Source organism: Klebsiella sp. WP4-W18-ESBL-05 (genome assembly GCF_014169075.1).
Lineage (GTDB): Bacteria > Pseudomonadota > Gammaproteobacteria > Enterobacterales > Enterobacteriaceae > Kluyvera > Kluyvera ascorbata_B.
This window is the reverse complement of the sequence record NZ_AP022057.1, coordinates 4,161,947-4,178,699: the sequence shown is the minus strand read 5'-3', so window position 1 is coordinate 4,178,699 and position 16,753 is coordinate 4,161,947. Positions and strand designations below refer to the sequence as shown.

The 16,753-nt window shown below is 57.0% G+C and carries 14 protein-coding genes; all 14 read left to right on the top strand.

The window, feature by feature from the left end; all coding sequences use genetic code 11:
- Positions 1-274: 274 nt before the first annotated feature.
- The 14 genes from leuO (at position 275) to murG (ending at position 16,708) form a co-directional block, all read left to right on the top strand.
- Positions 275-1,246, top strand: a complete 972-nt coding sequence (leuO, locus tag H7R58_RS20065) for a transcriptional regulator LeuO (protein WP_106925385.1) — start codon at positions 275-277, stop codon at positions 1,244-1,246.
- Between the two features lie 387 nt (positions 1,247-1,633).
- Positions 1,634-3,358 carry an acetolactate synthase 3 large subunit gene (gene ilvI, locus H7R58_RS20060; RefSeq protein ID WP_182930668.1) on the top strand — a complete coding sequence of 575 codons (1,725 nt, stop codon included), beginning with the start codon at positions 1,634-1,636 and terminating at the stop codon, positions 3,356-3,358.
- A 2-nt stretch (positions 3,359-3,360) separates the two neighbouring features.
- Positions 3,361-3,852 (top strand): acetolactate synthase small subunit, encoded by a 492-nt coding sequence (gene ilvN / locus H7R58_RS20055; protein WP_035893016.1) that lies wholly within the window; start codon positions 3,361-3,363, stop codon positions 3,850-3,852.
- Between the two features lie 146 nt (positions 3,853-3,998).
- Positions 3,999-5,003 carry a catabolite repressor/activator gene (gene cra, locus H7R58_RS20050; protein WP_106925388.1) on the top strand — a complete coding sequence of 335 codons (1,005 nt, stop codon included), beginning with the start codon at positions 3,999-4,001 and terminating at the stop codon, positions 5,001-5,003.
- Between the two features lie 599 nt (positions 5,004-5,602).
- On the top strand, positions 5,603-6,061 hold the full coding sequence (mraZ, locus tag H7R58_RS20045) for a division/cell wall cluster transcriptional repressor MraZ (RefSeq protein WP_106925390.1): 459 nt from the start codon (positions 5,603-5,605) through the stop codon (positions 6,059-6,061).
- Positions 6,062-6,063: 2 nt separating this feature from the next.
- A complete protein-coding gene (rsmH, locus tag H7R58_RS20040; RefSeq protein WP_182929469.1) occupies positions 6,064-7,005 on the top strand; it encodes a 16S rRNA (cytosine(1402)-N(4))-methyltransferase RsmH in 942 nt (313 codons plus the stop codon).
- Positions 7,002-7,367, top strand: coding sequence for a cell division protein FtsL (gene ftsL, locus H7R58_RS20035; protein ID WP_035893020.1), 366 nt, complete (start codon positions 7,002-7,004; stop codon positions 7,365-7,367). The genes rsmH and ftsL overlap by 4 nt, the downstream gene beginning before the upstream one ends.
- A gap of 15 nt (positions 7,368-7,382) precedes the next feature.
- Positions 7,383-9,149, top strand: coding sequence for a peptidoglycan glycosyltransferase FtsI (locus H7R58_RS20030; RefSeq protein ID WP_106925394.1), 1,767 nt, complete (start codon positions 7,383-7,385; stop codon positions 9,147-9,149).
- Entirely contained in the window at positions 9,136-10,623 is a 1,488-nt protein-coding gene (gene murE / locus H7R58_RS20025) for a UDP-N-acetylmuramoyl-L-alanyl-D-glutamate--2,6-diaminopimelate ligase (protein ID WP_182929467.1), read from the top strand. Before H7R58_RS20030 ends, murE begins: the two co-directional genes overlap by 14 nt.
- On the top strand, positions 10,620-11,978 hold the full coding sequence (gene murF / locus H7R58_RS20020; RefSeq protein WP_182929466.1) for a UDP-N-acetylmuramoyl-tripeptide--D-alanyl-D-alanine ligase: 1,359 nt from the start codon (positions 10,620-10,622) through the stop codon (positions 11,976-11,978). Before murE ends, murF begins: the two co-directional genes overlap by 4 nt.
- Complete coding sequence (mraY, locus tag H7R58_RS20015) at positions 11,972-13,054, top strand: phospho-N-acetylmuramoyl-pentapeptide-transferase (RefSeq protein WP_106925400.1); 1,083 nt, start codon at positions 11,972-11,974, stop codon at positions 13,052-13,054. The genes murF and mraY overlap by 7 nt, the downstream gene beginning before the upstream one ends.
- A 2-nt stretch (positions 13,055-13,056) precedes the next feature.
- A complete protein-coding gene (gene murD / locus H7R58_RS20010; RefSeq protein WP_106925402.1) occupies positions 13,057-14,373 on the top strand; it encodes a UDP-N-acetylmuramoyl-L-alanine--D-glutamate ligase in 1,317 nt (438 codons plus the stop codon).
- Positions 14,373-15,644, top strand: coding sequence for a cell division protein FtsW (gene ftsW, locus H7R58_RS20005; protein WP_106925404.1), 1,272 nt, complete (start codon positions 14,373-14,375; stop codon positions 15,642-15,644). Before murD ends, ftsW begins: the two co-directional genes overlap by 1 nt.
- A complete protein-coding gene (gene murG / locus H7R58_RS20000; RefSeq protein ID WP_106925406.1) occupies positions 15,641-16,708 on the top strand; it encodes an undecaprenyldiphospho-muramoylpentapeptide beta-N-acetylglucosaminyltransferase in 1,068 nt (355 codons plus the stop codon). The genes ftsW and murG overlap by 4 nt, the downstream gene beginning before the upstream one ends.
- Positions 16,709-16,753 lie beyond the last annotated feature (45 nt).

The following is a 16,753-nucleotide window of genomic DNA, read 5'->3' as shown; positions in this document are numbered from 1 at the left end:
AATTGTTAATGTTATTCATGGTAAGAATGGAACAATTTAATAAAACTTAATTCATTGTGTACTTTTTCGGCTGTTGTCTATTTATGTAATCTATGAGTAAACTATCAGTCATTAGCTTGGTGATATAAATTAAGGTTGGCTTTTCTTAGGGAAAGTCAATCTTCTGCATCTTTATATATTCCTATTTTTATTTATTTCTCTTTTTTGGATTTTATATGCATGGTAAATCATATAGCCTCAATATATTACTGCGATTCTGCAAAGGGAGTTTTGTATGACACTGGAGTCTGAGAGCGTTATTAGCGCGCCGGAGAAGCCGCGTGTGACCGCAAATGAAGGGAACAAACCGCAGCTACGGTTGGTGGATTTAAATTTACTGACCGTATTTGATGCGGTTATGCAGGAGCAAAATATTACCCGCGCGGCTCATATGCTGGGGATGTCGCAACCCGCGGTCAGCAACGCCGTGGCGCGGTTGAAGGTGATGTTTAATGATGAGCTGTTCGTTCGCTACGGTCGCGGCATTCAGCCCACCGCCCGTGCATTTCAGCTGTTTGGCTCGATTCGTCAGGCGCTTCAGCTGGTGCAAAATGAGCTACCGGGTTCCGGTTTTGAACCGCTAAGCAGTGAACGCGTATTTAATCTCTGCGTCTGTAGTCCGCTGGATAATTATCTGACCTCTATTATTTTGAATAAAGTGAATGAAGTCGCCCCACATATTCACATGGTGTTTAAGTCATCCTTAAATCAAAATACAGAACATCAGCTGCGCTATCAGGAAATTGAGTTTGTTCTTGGCTATGAAGAGTTTCGTCGTCCGGAATTCGCCTGCGTGCCGTTATTCAATGATGAAATGGTGATGGTCGCCAGTAAAAAACATCCGCGTATTAATGGCCCGGTTTCGGAGGAGGTGCTGTATCAAGAGGAACATGCGGTGGTTTCACTGGATCGTTATGCCTCTTTTAGCCAGCCGTGGTATGACACCCTTGATAAACAAAGCCGCATTGCTTATCAGGGGATGGCGCTGATTAGCGTATTAAACGTGGTTTCTCAAACTCATCTGGTGGCGATTGCGCCACGTCGCCTGGCAGACGAATTTGCTGAACAGATTGGCCTGCAGGTATTACCGCTGCCGATGAAGCTAAATAGCCGTACCTGTTACCTTTCCTGGCATGAAGCGGCGGGGCGCGATAAGGGCCATCAGTGGATGGAAGAGCTGCTGGTTAACGCCTGTCGGCAGCAATAAGATGGCGGCATAAACAGGATGCATATGCATCCTGTTTGTTTTGTATGTTCACGTAAAATTAAAATTTTATTCTGTTGTTAGCTGTCGCCGTCGGCGGTGAGAAAGTGAAAAATGCAGCTTTTGCTGTAATGGCTGCGTTCACCCGAGTATCTACGCTCTCCTTTTCTTATCGTTGAAGTATTCCTCCATCATTTTCCCTTTTCGCTTTATTTTTTCTCTTTTCATGATGGTATCTACGCGGGATGGGTGAATTGCCTGCCTGGTGGCGAGCGGTTATGTTAAGTCATGACCCAATTCAGCGTCGATGGATGGCAGACGCGCCGCCGACGCATGACCGCCGGGACAATGACGTCCCCGGTCATCAAGAAAAAAGCCGGGAGGCAAATCATGGAGATGTTGTCAGGAGCCGAGATGGTCGTCCGATCGTTAATCGATCAGGGCGTAAAGCAGGTGTTTGGCTATCCGGGGGGCGCGGTCCTCGATATATATGATGCGCTGCATACGGTCGGCGGCATTGACCACGTACTGGTCCGCCACGAGCAGGCGGCGGTACATATGGCTGACGGGCTGGCGCGTGCGACCGGTGAGGTTGGCGTCGTGCTGGTGACCTCGGGCCCGGGGGCGACCAACGCCATTACCGGGATTGCGACCGCTTATATGGATTCCATTCCTCTGGTGGTGATCTCCGGTCAGGTCGCGACCTCGCTGATTGGCTACGATGCCTTCCAGGAGTGCGACATGGTGGGGATCTCCCGGCCGGTCGTGAAGCACAGCTTTCTGGTGAAACAGACTGAGGATATTCCCGGCGTACTGAAGAAAGCGTTCTGGCTAGCGGCCAGCGGCCGCCCCGGACCGGTGGTGGTGGATCTGCCGAAAGATATTCTTAGCCCGGCGAACAAACTGCCGTACGTCTGGCCGGATACGGTCAGCATGCGTTCTTATAACCCGACCACCACGGGGCATAAGGGGCAGATTAAGCGTGCGTTACAGACCCTGATTGCCGCGAAAAAACCGGTCGTTTATGTCGGCGGTGGCGTGGTGAACGCCGAGTGCCACGCGCAGCTGCGCACGCTGATTGAAAAGCTGAATCTTCCCGTCACCTCATCGCTGATGGGGCTAGGTGGCTTCCCGGCGACGCATCGCCAGGCGCTGGGGATGCTAGGGATGCACGGTACTTATGAAGCCAATATGACCATGCACCATTCCGACGTCATCTTTGCCGTCGGCGTGCGCTTTGACGATCGCACGACCAATAATCTGGCGAAGTACTGCCCGGATGCGACGGTGCTGCATATTGATATCGATCCAACGTCGATCTCGAAAACCGTTCCGGCGGACATTCCGATCGTGGGCGACGCGGGGCTGGTGCTCGATCAAATGCTGGAGCTGCTGGATCAAGAAAGCGCCGCGCAGCCGTTGGATGATATTCGCGACTGGTGGCAGCAGATTGAACAGTGGCGCGCCCGCCAGTGCCTGAAGTATGACGAAAAAAGTGAACAGATTAAGCCGCAGGCGGTCATTGAGGCCATCTGGAGGCTGACCCACGGCGATGCTTATGTGACCTCCGACGTTGGCCAGCATCAGATGTTCGCCGCGCTGTACTATCCGTTTGATAAACCACGCCGCTGGATCAACTCCGGTGGTCTGGGCACCATGGGCTTTGGCCTGCCCGCTGCGCTGGGCGTCAAAATGGCGTTTCCTGAGGAAACGGTGGTTTGCGTTACCGGCGACGGCAGTATTCAGATGAACATCCAGGAGCTGTCGACCGCACAGCAGTATCAACTGCCGGTGCTGGTGCTGAACCTGAACAACGGTTATCTGGGGATGGTCAAGCAATGGCAGGACATGATTTATTCTGGCCGCCACTCCCAATCTTATATGCAGTCGCTGCCGGACTTTGTCCGCCTGGCGGAAGCCTATGGCCACGTGGGTATCCGCATTACTCGCCCGGATGAGCTGGAAAGCAAGCTGAGCGAGGCGCTGGAACATGTGCGCAATAAACGACTGGTGTTCGTTGACGTCGCCGTCGACGGTAGCGAGCACGTCTACCCCATGCATATTCGCGGTGGGGCAATGGACGAGATGTGGTTGAGCAAAACGGAGAGAACCTGATTATGCGCCGGATATTATCTGTACTGCTGGAAAACGAGTCCGGCGCGCTGTCGCGCGTCATTGGGCTTTTCTCTCAACGCGGCTACAACATTGAGAGCCTGACCGTGGCGCCGACCGACGACCCGACGCTGTCGCGAATGACCATTCAGACGGTTGGCGATGAGAAGACCATCGAACAGATCGAAAAGCAGCTGCATAAGCTGGTGGACGTGCTGCGGGTTAACGAGCTGGGGCAGGGGGCGCACGTTGAGCGCGAAATCATGCTGGTGAAAGTGCAGGCCAGCGGCTACGGCCGCGACGAGGTGAAACGCAACACGGAAATCTTCCGCGGGCAGATCATCGACGTCACGCCGTCGCTGTATACCGTCCAGCTGGCGGGCACCAGCGATAAGCTGGATGCGTTCCTCGCGTCGCTGCGCGATGTCGCCAGAATTGTTGAGGTTGCCCGCTCCGGGGTGGTCGGTCTGTCGCGCGGCGACAAGATTATGCGCTAGCCTGGATCTCATCGCTTTATCGTAGCCCGGCCAGACGTCGGGCTTTTTTTTGCGAAATCAGCAATAAGTGGGAACAAAAGCTATTGCCGATCGGATCATTCTGCGTTTAGATGTTACGGATTATACTTATAAAGCAAGGGGCAATTGTGAAACTGGATGAAATCGCCCGGCTTGCCGGTGTTTCCCGAACCACCGCCAGCTATGTGATTAACGGCAAAGCGAAGCAGTACCGCGTTAGCGACAAAACTGTTGAGAAAGTGATGGCCGTCGTGCGCGAGCATAACTACCATCCCAACGCGGTTGCCGCCGGGCTGCGTGCAGGACGCACGCGTTCTATCGGGCTTGTTATCCCGGATCTGGAAAATACCAGCTATACCCGCATCGCCAACTACCTCGAACGTCAGGCCCGCCAGCGTGGTTACCAGCTGCTGATTGCCTGTTCCGAAGATCAGCCGGATAACGAAATGCGCTGCATTGAGCATCTGCTGCAGCGCCAGGTGGACGCGATCATTGTTTCTACCTCGTTACCGCCGGAGCATCCGTTCTATCAGCGTTGGGCTAACGATTCGTTCCCGATTGTCGCGCTGGACCGTGCGCTGGACCGCGAACATTTCACCAGCGTCGTGGGGGCTGACCAGGACGATGCAGAAATGCTGGCTGCCGAACTGCGTACCTTCCCGGCGGAAACCGTGCTTTACCTTGGCGCACTGCCGGAGCTGTCGGTTAGCTACCTGCGTGAACAAGGCTTCCGTACGGCCTGGAAAGACGATCCGCGCGAAGTGCACTTCCTGTACGCCAACAGCTATGAGCGCGAAGCCGCAGCGCAGCTGTTTGAGAAATGGCTGGAAACGCACCCGATGCCGCAGGCGCTGTTTACCACATCGTTTGCGCTGCTGCAGGGCGTAATGGACGTTACGCTGCGCCGTGAAGGCAAGCTGCCGACCGATCTGGCGATCGCCACCTTCGGCGATAACGAATTGCTCGATTTCCTGCAGTGCCCGGTGCTGGCCGTGGCTCAGCGCCACCGCGACGTTGCCGAGCGCGTACTGGAGATTGTGCTGGCAAGCCTGGACGAGCCGCGTAAGCCAAAACCGGGTCTGAGCCGTATTCGTCGTAATCTCTACCGTCGCGGTAGTCTGAGTCGTCGATAATCTTCCTCGCGATAGGGGCGGCCAAAAAAAGTCGCCTTTATCGCCTAAAACATTATTCTGGTGTGGATATTCAGATAATTCCTCATTTTGATTAGCTTTCTATTTAATAACGCTCATTTCGTTTCCCTTTCCCGTTTATTATTGTGAACACAAAGTAAAAATATATTATTTGTGAATTATTTTGTTACATTCGCACTGCGGATTGCCGAAATAACAAACACTTCTTTAGCCCCCTACCAGAATGGGCGAGCTGTCGGGCTTGAATTCCTCTCCGGGGCGCGCCACGGGGGACTGTTAACGGGCCGCAGAATGTCCTAAAATGCCGCTCGCGTCGCAAACTGACACTTTATATATTCTTTTGATGATATTTAGTCGCGTTAACGTGATGTGAATCCCTTTGTATTTTTCTTGCGGGTATTCATGACGTTAATTTGCCTCGTCTGTTGGATAATTTTTAATCAGAGCTATTGTCGGCCTTAAATAGCGGTATTTTGGGCTCTGTTGGCATTCATGCTGGCTTGACAAGCTTTTCCTCTGCTCCGTAAACTCCTTTGAGTGGGAATTTGTGGGTTAAAGTGGTAATAAGGGGTGAGGCTGGCATGTTCCGAGGGGCAACGTTAGTCAATCTCGACAGCAAAGGGCGTTTAGCCGTCCCTGTCCGATATCGGGACCTGCTGATCGAGAGCGCTACCGGTCAAATGGTTTGTACCATTGACATCCATCACCCCTGCCTGCTGCTTTATCCTCTGCCCGAATGGGAAATTATCGAGCAAAAGCTATCGCGTTTGTCGAGCATGAACCCGGTTGAGCGCCGCGTGCAGCGGCTGCTGTTAGGGCATGCCAGTGAATGTCAGATGGATAGCGCCGGGCGGTTATTGATCGCGCCGGTTTTACGGCAGCACGCCGGATTGACCAAAGAAGTGATGCTGGTCGGGCAGTTTAACAAGTTTGAACTGTGGGATGAGACGGCCTGGTATCAACGGGTCAAGGAAGATATCGACGCTGAGCAATCTGCTTCAGGGGCGCTGTCGGAGCGATTGCAGGATTTGTCCTTATAAATATGATGGAAAATTTTAAACACACTACGGTACTGCTGGACGAGGCGGTTAACGGCCTGAATATTCGCCCGGATGGTATCTATATTGATGGCACCTTTGGCCGCGGCGGACACTCGCGTCTGATCCTCTCGCAGCTTGGCGAGCAGGGGCGCCTGATCGCGATCGATCGCGATCCCGAGGCGATCGCGGTGGCAAAGACCATCGATGACCCTCGCTTTTCCATCGTTCATGGTCCTTTCTCTGCGCTGGCGGACTACGTCGCCGAGCGCGATCTCGTTGGCAAGATCGACGGTATCCTTCTCGATCTTGGCGTTTCTTCACCGCAGCTGGATGACGCTGAGCGCGGCTTTTCGTTTATGCGCGATGGCCCGCTGGACATGCGTATGGACCCGACTCGCGGTCAGTCTGCCGCCGAATGGCTGCAAACGGCAGAAGAGGCGGATATCGCCTGGGTGATTAAAACCTTTGGTGAAGAGCGCTTTGGTAAACGTATTGCCCGAGCCATCGTTGAACGCAACCGCGTTGAGCCGATGACCCGCACCAAAGAGCTGGCGGAAGTGATTTCCGCCGCCATGCCGGTAAAAGACAAATTCAAACACCCCGCAACCCGTACCTTCCAGGCGGTGCGCATTTGGGTGAACAGTGAGCTGGAGGAGATAGAGCTGGCGCTAAAAAGCTCGCTTGGCGTGCTGGCCCCGGGTGGCCGGCTGTCGATCATCAGCTTCCACTCGCTGGAAGACCGCATTGTGAAACGCTTTATGCGCGAACAGAGCCGCGGTCCGCAGGTTCCGGCGGGGATCCCGATGACCGAAGAGCAACTCAAGAAACTGGGTGGCCGTCATTTACGAGCGTTAGGCAAGTTGATGCCGGGCGAAGAAGAAGTGGCTGAGAACCCACGCGCTCGTAGTTCAGTTCTGCGTATTGCAGAGAGGACGAACGCATGATCGGCAGAGTGACAGAGGCCCTAAGCAAAGTCACCGGGTCGTTAGGAAATGGCGAACGTCATGCCTTGCCTGGCGTTATTCGCGACGACCTTTTGCAGTTTGGGAAACTGCCACTCTGTCTGTTCATTTGCATTATTGTTACGGCGGTGACGGTGGTGACGACGGCGCACCATACTCGCCTGTTAACGGCCCAACGAGAACAGTTGGTGCTGGAGCGTGATGCGTTGGACATCGAATGGCGCAACCTGATCCTCGAAGAGAATGCTCTCGGCGATCATAGCCGCGTCGAACGTATCGCTACAGAAAAGTTGCAGATGCAACATGTTGATCCATCAAAAGAAAACATTGTTGTTCAGAAATAAGGATTATTGCAACGCATGAAACCGGCGGCAAAAACGCTTAAGCCAAAACGTCAGGAAGAACAGGCCAACTTTATCAGTTGGCGTTTTGCGTTGCTCTGCGGCTGTATTTTTATGGCGCTCGCGTTTCTGCTCGGGCGCGCGGCCTGGTTGCAAATTATTGCGCCTGATAAGCTGGTACGCGAAGGCGACATGCGTTCCTTACGCGTTCAGCAGGTGTCAACTTCGCGCGGGATGATTACCGATCGCTCTGGCCGTCCGCTGGCGGTGAGCGTGCCGGTGAAAGCCATCTGGGCCGACCCGAAAGAGCTGCACGATGCGGGCGGCGTGGTGCTCAACAACCGCTGGAAGGCGCTGGCCGATGCGCTGAACATGCCGCTCGATCAGCTGGCAAACCGCATTAACACCAACCCGCGCATGCGTTTTATCTACCTGGCCCGTCAGGTTAACCCTGATATGGCTGACTACATCAAAAAACTTAAGCTGCCGGGGATTTATCTGCGCGAAGAGTCCCGTCGTTACTACCCGTCAGGGGAAGTGACTGCTCACCTTATTGGCTTTACTAACGTTGACAGCCAGGGGATTGAAGGGGTTGAGAAAAGCTTCGACAAGTGGTTAACCGGCCAGCCGGGCGAGCGCATCGTGCGTAAGGACCGCTATGGCCGGGTGATTGAAGATATCTCCTCCACCGACAGCCAGGCGGCGCACAACCTGGCGCTGAGCATTGATGAACGTCTGCAGGCGCTGGTCTACCGTGAACTGAACAACGCCGTGGCGTTTAACAAAGCGGAATCCGGCAGCGCCGTGCTGGTCGACGTAAGCACCGGTGAAGTGCTGGCGATGGCCAACAGCCCGTCCTACAACCCGAACAACTTTACCGGCACGGCCAAAGACACCATGCGTAACCGGGCGATCACCGACGTGTTTGAACCGGGTTCGACGGTGAAACCGATGGTGGTGATGACCGCGCTACAACGCGGCGTGGTGCGCGAAAATACCGTGCTGAATACCATTCCCTACCGAATTAACGGCCACGAAATCAAAGACGTGGCGCGCTACAGCGAATTGACCCTGACCGGGGTACTACAGAAGTCGAGTAACGTCGGTGTTTCCAAGCTGGCGTTAGCGATGCCGTCCTCAGCGTTAGTAGAGACTTACTCACGTTTTGGGCTGGGAAAAGCGACCAATTTGGGGTTGGTCGGAGAACGCAGTGGCTTATATCCTCAAAAACAACGGTGGTCTGACATAGAGAGGGCCACCTTCTCTTTCGGCTACGGGCTAATGGTAACGCCGTTACAGTTAGCGCGAGTCTACGCAACGATTGGCAGCTATGGCATTTATCGCCCGCTGTCGATAACCAAAGTTGACCCGCCGGTACCCGGCGAACGCGTCTTCCCGGAGTCTATCGTCCGCACCGTGGTGCACATGATGGAAAGCGTGGCGCTGCCCGGCGGCGGCGGCGTGAAGGCGGCGATCAAAGGCTACCGTATTGCGATTAAAACCGGTACGGCGAAAAAGGTCGGCCCGGACGGGCGCTACATCAACAAATACATTGCTTACACCGCGGGCGTTGCGCCAGCCAGCCAGCCGCGCTTTGCGCTGGTGGTGGTCATCAACGATCCGCAGGCGGGTAAATACTACGGTGGCGCCGTTTCCGCGCCGGTGTTTGGTGCCATCATGGGCGGCGTACTGCGCACGATGAACATTGAACCGGATGCGCTGGCAACGGGCGATAAGAGTGAATTTGTGACAAATCAAGGCGAGGGTTCAGGTGGCAGATCGTAATTTGCGCGACCTTCTTGCTCCGTGGGTGCCGAATGCACCGGAGCGAGCACTGCGAGAGATGACGCTCGACAGCCGTGTGGCTGCATCGGGCGATCTGTTCGTGGCAGTAGTAGGTCATCAGGCGGACGGGCGTCGTTATATCCCGCAGGCAATTGCGCAAGGTGTTGCTGCCATTGTCGCCGAGGCAAAAGATGAAGCGACCGACGGTGAAATTCGTGAAGTTCACGGCGTGCCGGTTATTTACCTCAGTCAGTTAAACGAACGTCTGTCGGCGCTGGCCGGGCGTTTTTACCATGAGCCGTCCGAACGCCTGCATCTGGTTGGCGTGACCGGCACTAACGGCAAAACCACCACCACGCAGCTGATTGCGCAGTGGTGCCAACTGCTGGGCGAAACCAGCGCGGTGATGGGCACCGTAGGCAACGGCCTGCTGGGGAAAGTGATCCCGACGGAAAACACCACCGGTTCTGCCGTTGATGTCCAGCACGTGCTCGCAGGCCTGGTGGCTGAAGGCGCGACGATGGCGGCGATGGAAGTCTCTTCCCACGGCCTGGTGCAGCACCGCGTCGCGGCGCTCAAGTTTGCCGCCTCGGTCTTCACCAACCTGAGCCGCGATCACCTGGATTACCATGGCGATATGGAGCACTACGAAGCGGCGAAATGGCTGCTCTACTCCACTCACCACTGCGGTCAGGCGATTGTGAACGCCGATGACGAAGTGGGCCGTCGCTGGCTTGGCCGACTGCCGGATGCGGTGGCGGTGTCCATGGAAGACCATATCAACCCGAACTGCCACGGCCGCTGGCTGAAAGCCACTGCCGTTAACTATCACGACAGCGGCGCCACGATTCGCTTCGACTCCAGCTGGGGTGAAGGCGAGATCGAAAGCCGCCTGATGGGCGCCTTTAACGTCAGCAACCTGCTGCTGGCGCTGGCAACGCTGCTGGCGCTGGACTATTCGCTCAGCGATCTGTTGAACACCGCGGCCCGCTTACAGCCGGTCTGCGGCCGAATGGAAGTGTTCAGCGCGCCGGGCAAACCGACGGTGGTGGTCGATTACGCCCATACGCCGGATGCGCTGGAAAAAGCGCTGCAGGCCGCACGTCTGCACTGTACGGGCACGCTGTGGTGCGTCTTTGGCTGCGGCGGTGACCGTGATAAAGGCAAGCGTCCGCTGATGGGCGCTATCGCCGAAGAATTCGCCGATATTGCCGTTGTCACCGATGACAACCCGCGTACCGAAGAGCCGCGCGCCATTATCAACGACATTCTGGCCGGGATGGTCGATGCCGGGCATGCGAAGGTGATGGAAGGCCGCGCGGAAGCGGTCACCAGCGCCATCATGCAGGCGCAAGAAAATGACGTGGTGCTGCTGGCTGGCAAGGGCCATGAAGATTATCAGATTGTCGGTAATCGCCGTCTGGATTACTCCGACCGCGTGACCGCAGCGCGTCTGCTGGGAGTCGTAGCATGATTAGCGTTACCTTGAGTCAGTTGGCCGACACGCTGCGCGGCGAACTGCATGGCGACGATCGCCAGATTACCGACGTTACTACCGACACCCGCAAATTAACCGCAGGCTGCCTGTTTGTGGCGCTAAAGGGTGAGCGTTTTGACGCGCATGATTTTGCGCAAACGGCAAAAGACGGCGGCGCAGGCGCGCTGCTGGTCAGCCGTAAGCTGGACATCGACCTTCCGCAACTGGTGGTGAGCGATACCCGCCAGGCGTTTGGTGAGCTGGCAGCCTGGGTTCGCCAGCAGGTACCGGCGCGCGTGGTCGCGCTGACCGGCTCCTCCGGTAAAACCTCGGTCAAAGAGATGACCGCTGCCATTTTGAGCCAGTGCGGCAACACGCTGTATACCGCGGGCAATCTAAATAATGACATCGGGGTGCCGATGACACTACTGCGCCTGACCGCAGAGCATCAGTATGCGGTGATTGAGTTAGGCGCTAACCATCAGGGCGAAATCGCCTGGACCGTGAGCCTGACCCGCCCGGAAGCGGCGCTGGTCAATAACCTGGCGGCCGCGCATTTAGAAGGCTTTGGTTCACTGGCGGGCGTGGCGAAAGCCAAAGGCGAAATTTTTACCGGCCTATCGGAAAACGGCATTGCGATTCTCAACGCCGACAACAACGACTGGCCTAACTGGCAGAAGGCGATCGGCGATCGCACCGTATGGCGCTTCTCGCCAAATACGGCGGGCAGCGACTTTGGCGCTGAAAACGTGCGTATTACCGCTCAGGGCACCGAATTTACTCTGCGTACGCCGAAGGGCAGCGTAGAGGTCCTGCTGCCGCTGCCGGGTCGGCATAATATCGCCAATGCGCTGGCGGCTACCGCGCTGGCGACGGCGGTGGGTGCAGAATTAAGCGCGGTGAAAGCCGGTCTGGCGCAGCTGAAAGCGGTGCCGGGGCGTCTGTTCCCGATTCAGTTGGCAGATAACCAGCTGCTGCTGGACGACTCCTATAACGCCAACGTCGGTTCGATGACGGCCGCCGTGCAGGTGCTGGCTGAAATGCCGGGCTACCGCGTGCTGGTGGTAGGCGATATGGGTGAGCTGGGTGTTGAGAGCGAAGCCTGTCACACCCAGGTTGGCGAGGCGGCCAAAACCGCCGGTATTGACCGCGTGCTGAGCGTTGGCAAATTAAGCCAGGCGATCAGCGAGGCGAGCGGGGCAGGGGAGCACTTCACCGAGAAATCGGCAGTGGTTGCGCGTCTGAAATCGCTGATTAATGAACATAAAACGATCACCATTCTGGTGAAAGGATCACGCAGTGCCGCCATGGAACAGGTCGTACGCGCTTTACAGGAGAACGGGACATGTTAGTGTGGCTGGCCGAACATCTGGTCAAATATTATTCCGGCTTTAACGTCTTTTCCTATCTGACGTTTCGCGCCATCGTCAGCCTGCTGACCGCGCTGTTCATCTCTTTGTGGATGGGCCCGCGCATGATTGCCCGCTTACAAAAAATGTCCTTCGGCCAGGTTGTTCGTAACGACGGTCCGGAATCGCACTTTAGCAAACGCGGTACTCCCACCATGGGCGGGATCATGATCCTGACCGCGATTACGGTTTCCGTACTGCTGTGGGCCTATCCGTCTAACCCGTACGTTTGGTGCGTGCTGACGGTGCTTATCGGCTACGGCATTATCGGTTTTGTCGATGACTACCGCAAAGTGGTGCGTAAAGACACCAAGGGCCTGATCGCCCGCTGGAAATATTTCTGGATGTCGGTGATTGCGCTGGGCGTGGCCTTTGCGCTGTACCTGGCCGGTAAAGATACGCCGGCGACCGAGCTGGTGGTGCCGTTCTTTAAAGACGTGATGCCGCAGCTGGGCCTGTTCTACATCCTGCTGGCCTACTTCGTCATCGTGGGTACCGGCAACGCGGTCAACCTGACCGACGGTCTTGATGGCCTGGCGATTATGCCGACCGTGTTCGTGGCGGCGGGCTTTGCGCTGGTGGCGTGGGCGACCGGTAACATGAACTTTGCCAGCTATCTGCACATCCCTTATCTGCGTCACGCGGGTGAGCTGGTGATCGTCTGTACGGCGATCGTCGGCGCGGGCTTAGGCTTCCTGTGGTTCAACACCTATCCGGCGCAGGTCTTTATGGGCGACGTCGGTTCACTGGCGCTGGGCGGCGCGCTGGGCATTATTGCCGTGCTGCTGCGCCAGGAGTTCCTGCTGGTGATCATGGGCGGCGTCTTCGTGGTGGAAACCCTGTCGGTGATTCTGCAGGTCGGTTCCTTCAAGCTGCGCGGTCAGCGCATCTTCCGAATGGCGCCAATTCACCACCACTATGAACTCAAAGGCTGGCCGGAACCGCGCGTTATCGTGCGCTTCTGGATTATTTCGCTGATGCTGGTGCTGATTGGCCTGGCAACGCTGAAGGTACGTTAATCATGGCAGATTACCAGGGTAAAAACGTCGTCATCATTGGTCTTGGACTGACCGGGCTGTCCTGCGTGGATTTCTTCCTCGCGCAGAGCGTCACGCCGCGCGTAATGGATACCCGAGCGACGCCGCCCGGTCTGGATAAACTGCCGGAATCGGTCGAGCGTTATGTTGGCGGTCTGAACGAAGACTGGCTGATGGCAGCCGACCTGATCGTCGCCAGCCCTGGTATCGCGCTGGCGCATCCGGCGCTGAGTCGGGCCGCGGATGCCGGGATTGAAATCGTCGGCGATATCGAGCTGTTTTGCCGTGAAGCACAGGCGCCGATTGTTGCCATCACCGGTTCCAACGGGAAAAGCACCGTTACCACGCTGGTGGGTGAAATGGCGAAAGCGGCGGGCGTTAACGTCGGCGTCGGCGGGAATATCGGCCTGCCTGCGCTGATGCTGCTCGATCCGTCCCGCGAGCTGTACGTGCTTGAGCTTTCCAGCTTCCAGCTGGAAACCACCTCCAGTCTGCACGCGGTGGCGGCAACCATTCTCAACGTGACCGAAGATCACATGGACCGCTACCCGCTGGGTATGCAGCAGTATCGCGCTGCGAAGCTGCGGGTGTATGAACATGCCAACGTGTGTGTGGTGAATGCCGACGATGGCCTGACCATGCCGGTGCGCGGTGCCGATGAACGCTGCGTGAGCTTTGGCGTTGACGTTGGCGACTATCACCTTAACCGCCAGCAGGGCGAAACCTGGCTGCGCGTGAAGGGCGAAAAGGTCCTCAACGTGAAAGAAATGCCGCTAACCGGGCAGCATAACTACAGCAATGCCCTGGCGGCGCTGGCGCTGGCGGATGCCGCCGGTCTGCCGCGTGCAACCAGCCTCAAAGCGCTGACCACCTTTACCGGCCTGGCCCATCGTTTCCAGATTGTGCTGGATCATAACGGTGTGCGCTGGATTAACGATTCAAAAGCGACCAACGTCGGCAGTACCGAAGCGGCCTTAAATGGCCTGCACGTTGCCGGGACGCTTTACCTGCTGCTGGGCGGCGACGGTAAATCGGCCGACTTTATGCCGCTGCAGCGCTACCTCACCGGCGACAATATTCGTCTGTTCTGCTTTGGCCGCGACGGCGGCGAGCTGGCCGCACTGCGTCCGGAAATCGCCACCCAGACGGAAACGATGGAGCAGGCAATGCGCCTGATTGCGCCGCAGGTCAAAGCGGGCGATATGGTGCTGCTGTCGCCCGCGTGCGCCAGCCTCGATCAGTTTAAGAGTTTTGAGCAGCGCGGCGACGTGTTTGCTCGTCTTGCCAGGGAGTTAGGTTGATGCGTTTGTCTCTCCCGCGCCTGAGACTGCCGCGGCTACGCCTGCCGCGTGTGCCGGGTATGCGCGCGTTCGCGTGGCTATTCGGCTGGATGTTCGCGGCGCTGAAGGGCTGGGTGATGGGCTCCCGGGAGAAAGATACCGACAGCCTGATTATGTACGACCGCACGCTGCTGTGGCTGACGCTTGGCCTGGCGGCGATTGGTTTCATTATGGTGACCTCGGCGTCGATGCCGGTGGGCCAGCGTCTGGCGAACGACCCGTTCCTGTTCGCTAAGCGTGACGGCCTTTATATTCTGCTGGCGTTTGTGCTGGCGCTGGTGACTCTGCGACTGCCGATGTCGTTCTGGCAGAAGCACAGTACGTTCATGCTGATCGCCTCTATCGGGATGCTGCTGATTGTACTGGTGGTGGGGAGCTCGGTTAACGGGGCATCGCGCTGGATTGCCTTTGGCCCGCTGCGTATTCAGCCTGCCGAGCTGACCAAGCTGTCGCTGTTCTGCTATATCGCCAACTATCTGGTGCGTAAAGCTGACGAGGTGCGCAACAACCTGCGCGGCTTCTTAAAGCCAATGGGCGTGATTTTCGTACTGGCGATTTTACTGCTGGCGCAGCCTGACCTGGGTACCGTGGTGGTGCTGTTTGTGACCACCCTGGCGATGCTGTTCCTGGCGGGCGCCAAGCTGTGGCAGTTCATCGCCATCATCGGCATGGGGATCTCCGCGGTCGTACTGCTGATCCTCGCCGAACCGTATCGTATTCGCCGTGTGACCTCCTTCTGGAACCCGTGGGAAGACCCGTTCGGCAGCGGCTACCAGCTGACTCAATCCCTGATGGCCTTCGGCCGTGGCGAGATGTGGGGGCAGGGGTTAGGTAACTCGGTACAGAAACTGGAGTACCTGCCTGAGGCGCACACCGACTTCATCTTCGCCATCATCGGCGAGGAATTGGGTTATATCGGTGTGGTACTGGCACTTTTAATGGTATTCTTCGTCGCTTTCCGCGCCATGTCCATCGGTCGCAAAGCGCTGGAGATTAACCAACGTTTTTCTGGCTTCCTGGCTTGCGCAATCGGCGTATGGTTCAGTTTCCAGGCGTTGGTGAACGTAGGGGCGGCGGCCGGTATGCTGCCGACGAAAGGCCTGACGCTGCCTCTGATCAGCTACGGCGGCTCCAGTCTTCTGATTATGTCGACTGCCATTATGTTCTTGTTACGAATTGATTATGAAACTCGCCTGGAGAAAGCACAGGCGTTTACCCGAGGTTCTCGATGAGCGGTCAAACAAAGCGGCTAATGGTGATGGCGGGCGGTACCGGCGGACACGTGTTCCCCGGGCTGGCGGTTGCGCACCATTTAATGGATCAGGGCTGGCAGGTTCGCTGGCTGGGAACCGCCGATCGTATGGAAGCCGACCTCGTACCGAAGCACGGCATTGAGATTGATTTTATCCATATTTCCGGGCTGCGCGGTAAAGGCCTGAAGGCCCTGCTGCTGGCGCCGATGCGTATCTTCAACGCCTGGCGCCAGGCGCGGGCTATCATGAAGCGCTTTAAGCCGGACGTGGTGCTGGGCATGGGCGGCTATGTATCCGGCCCAGGCGGTCTGGCTGCGTGGTCGCTGGGCATCCCGGTGGTCCTGCACGAACAGAACGGTATTGCCGGGCTGACGAACAAATGGCTGGCGAAAATTGCCAGCAAAGTGATGCAAGCTTTCCCTGGGGCATTCCCGGATGCCGAAGTGGTAGGTAACCCGGTACGCGTTGACGTACTGGCGCTGCCGCTGCCGGAGCAGCGCCTGGTGGGCCGCGAGGGTCCGATCCGCGTTCTGGTGGTTGGCGGCTCTCAGGGCGCGCGCATCCTGAATCAGACCATGCCGCAGGTGGCGCAGCGTCTGGGCGATGCGGTCACCCTCTGGCATCAGAGCGGCAAGGGCGCTCAGCAGACCGTTGAGCAGGCTTACGTCGATGCCGGTCAGCCGCAGCACAAAGTGACTGAATTTATTGACGACATGGCGGCTGCGTACGCGTGGGCCGACGTGGTGGTGTGCCGTTCCGGCGCGCTGACGGTCAGCGAAATCGCGGCAGCCGGTCTGCCGGCCATTTTCGTCCCGTTCCAGCATAAAGACCGCCAGCAGTACTGGAATGCGCTGCCGCTGGAAAAAGCCGGCGCGGCGAAGATCTACGAGCAGCCGCAGTTCACGGCGCAAGCGGTGGCCGAGACCCTGGCAAGCTGGGATCGCACCACCTTATTAGAGATGGCCGAACGCGCGCGCGCGGCGGCTATCCCGGATGCTACCGAGCGGGTAGCAAAAGAAGTCAGCCTGGCAGCAAAGGCTTAATCATCGCGGCGCAATGGCGTCGCCCGAATTTTTGAAGTGATGGCG

What these genes read in the sequence shown, in the direction of transcription:
- leuO (WP_106925385.1), top strand. Translation starts at nt 275, where the DNA reads ATGACACTGGAGTCTGAGAGCGTTATTAGCGCGCCGGAGAAGCCGCGT.
- ilvI (WP_182930668.1), top strand. Translation starts at nt 1,634, where the DNA reads ATGGAGATGTTGTCAGGAGCCGAGATGGTCGTCCGATCGTTAATCGAT.
- ilvN (WP_035893016.1), top strand. Translation starts at nt 3,361, where the DNA reads ATGCGCCGGATATTATCTGTACTGCTGGAAAACGAGTCCGGCGCGCTG.
- mraZ (WP_106925390.1), top strand. Translation starts at nt 5,603, where the DNA reads ATGTTCCGAGGGGCAACGTTAGTCAATCTCGACAGCAAAGGGCGTTTA.
- rsmH (WP_182929469.1), top strand. Translation starts at nt 6,064, where the DNA reads ATGATGGAAAATTTTAAACACACTACGGTACTGCTGGACGAGGCGGTT.
- ftsL (WP_035893020.1), top strand. Translation starts at nt 7,002, where the DNA reads ATGATCGGCAGAGTGACAGAGGCCCTAAGCAAAGTCACCGGGTCGTTA.
- H7R58_RS20030 (WP_106925394.1), top strand. Translation starts at nt 7,383, where the DNA reads ATGAAACCGGCGGCAAAAACGCTTAAGCCAAAACGTCAGGAAGAACAG.
- murF (WP_182929466.1), top strand. Translation starts at nt 10,620, where the DNA reads ATGATTAGCGTTACCTTGAGTCAGTTGGCCGACACGCTGCGCGGCGAA.
- mraY (WP_106925400.1), top strand. Translation starts at nt 11,972, where the DNA reads ATGTTAGTGTGGCTGGCCGAACATCTGGTCAAATATTATTCCGGCTTT.
- murD (WP_106925402.1), top strand. Translation starts at nt 13,057, where the DNA reads ATGGCAGATTACCAGGGTAAAAACGTCGTCATCATTGGTCTTGGACTG.
- ftsW (WP_106925404.1), top strand. Translation starts at nt 14,373, where the DNA reads ATGCGTTTGTCTCTCCCGCGCCTGAGACTGCCGCGGCTACGCCTGCCG.
- murG (WP_106925406.1), top strand. Translation starts at nt 15,641, where the DNA reads ATGAGCGGTCAAACAAAGCGGCTAATGGTGATGGCGGGCGGTACCGGC.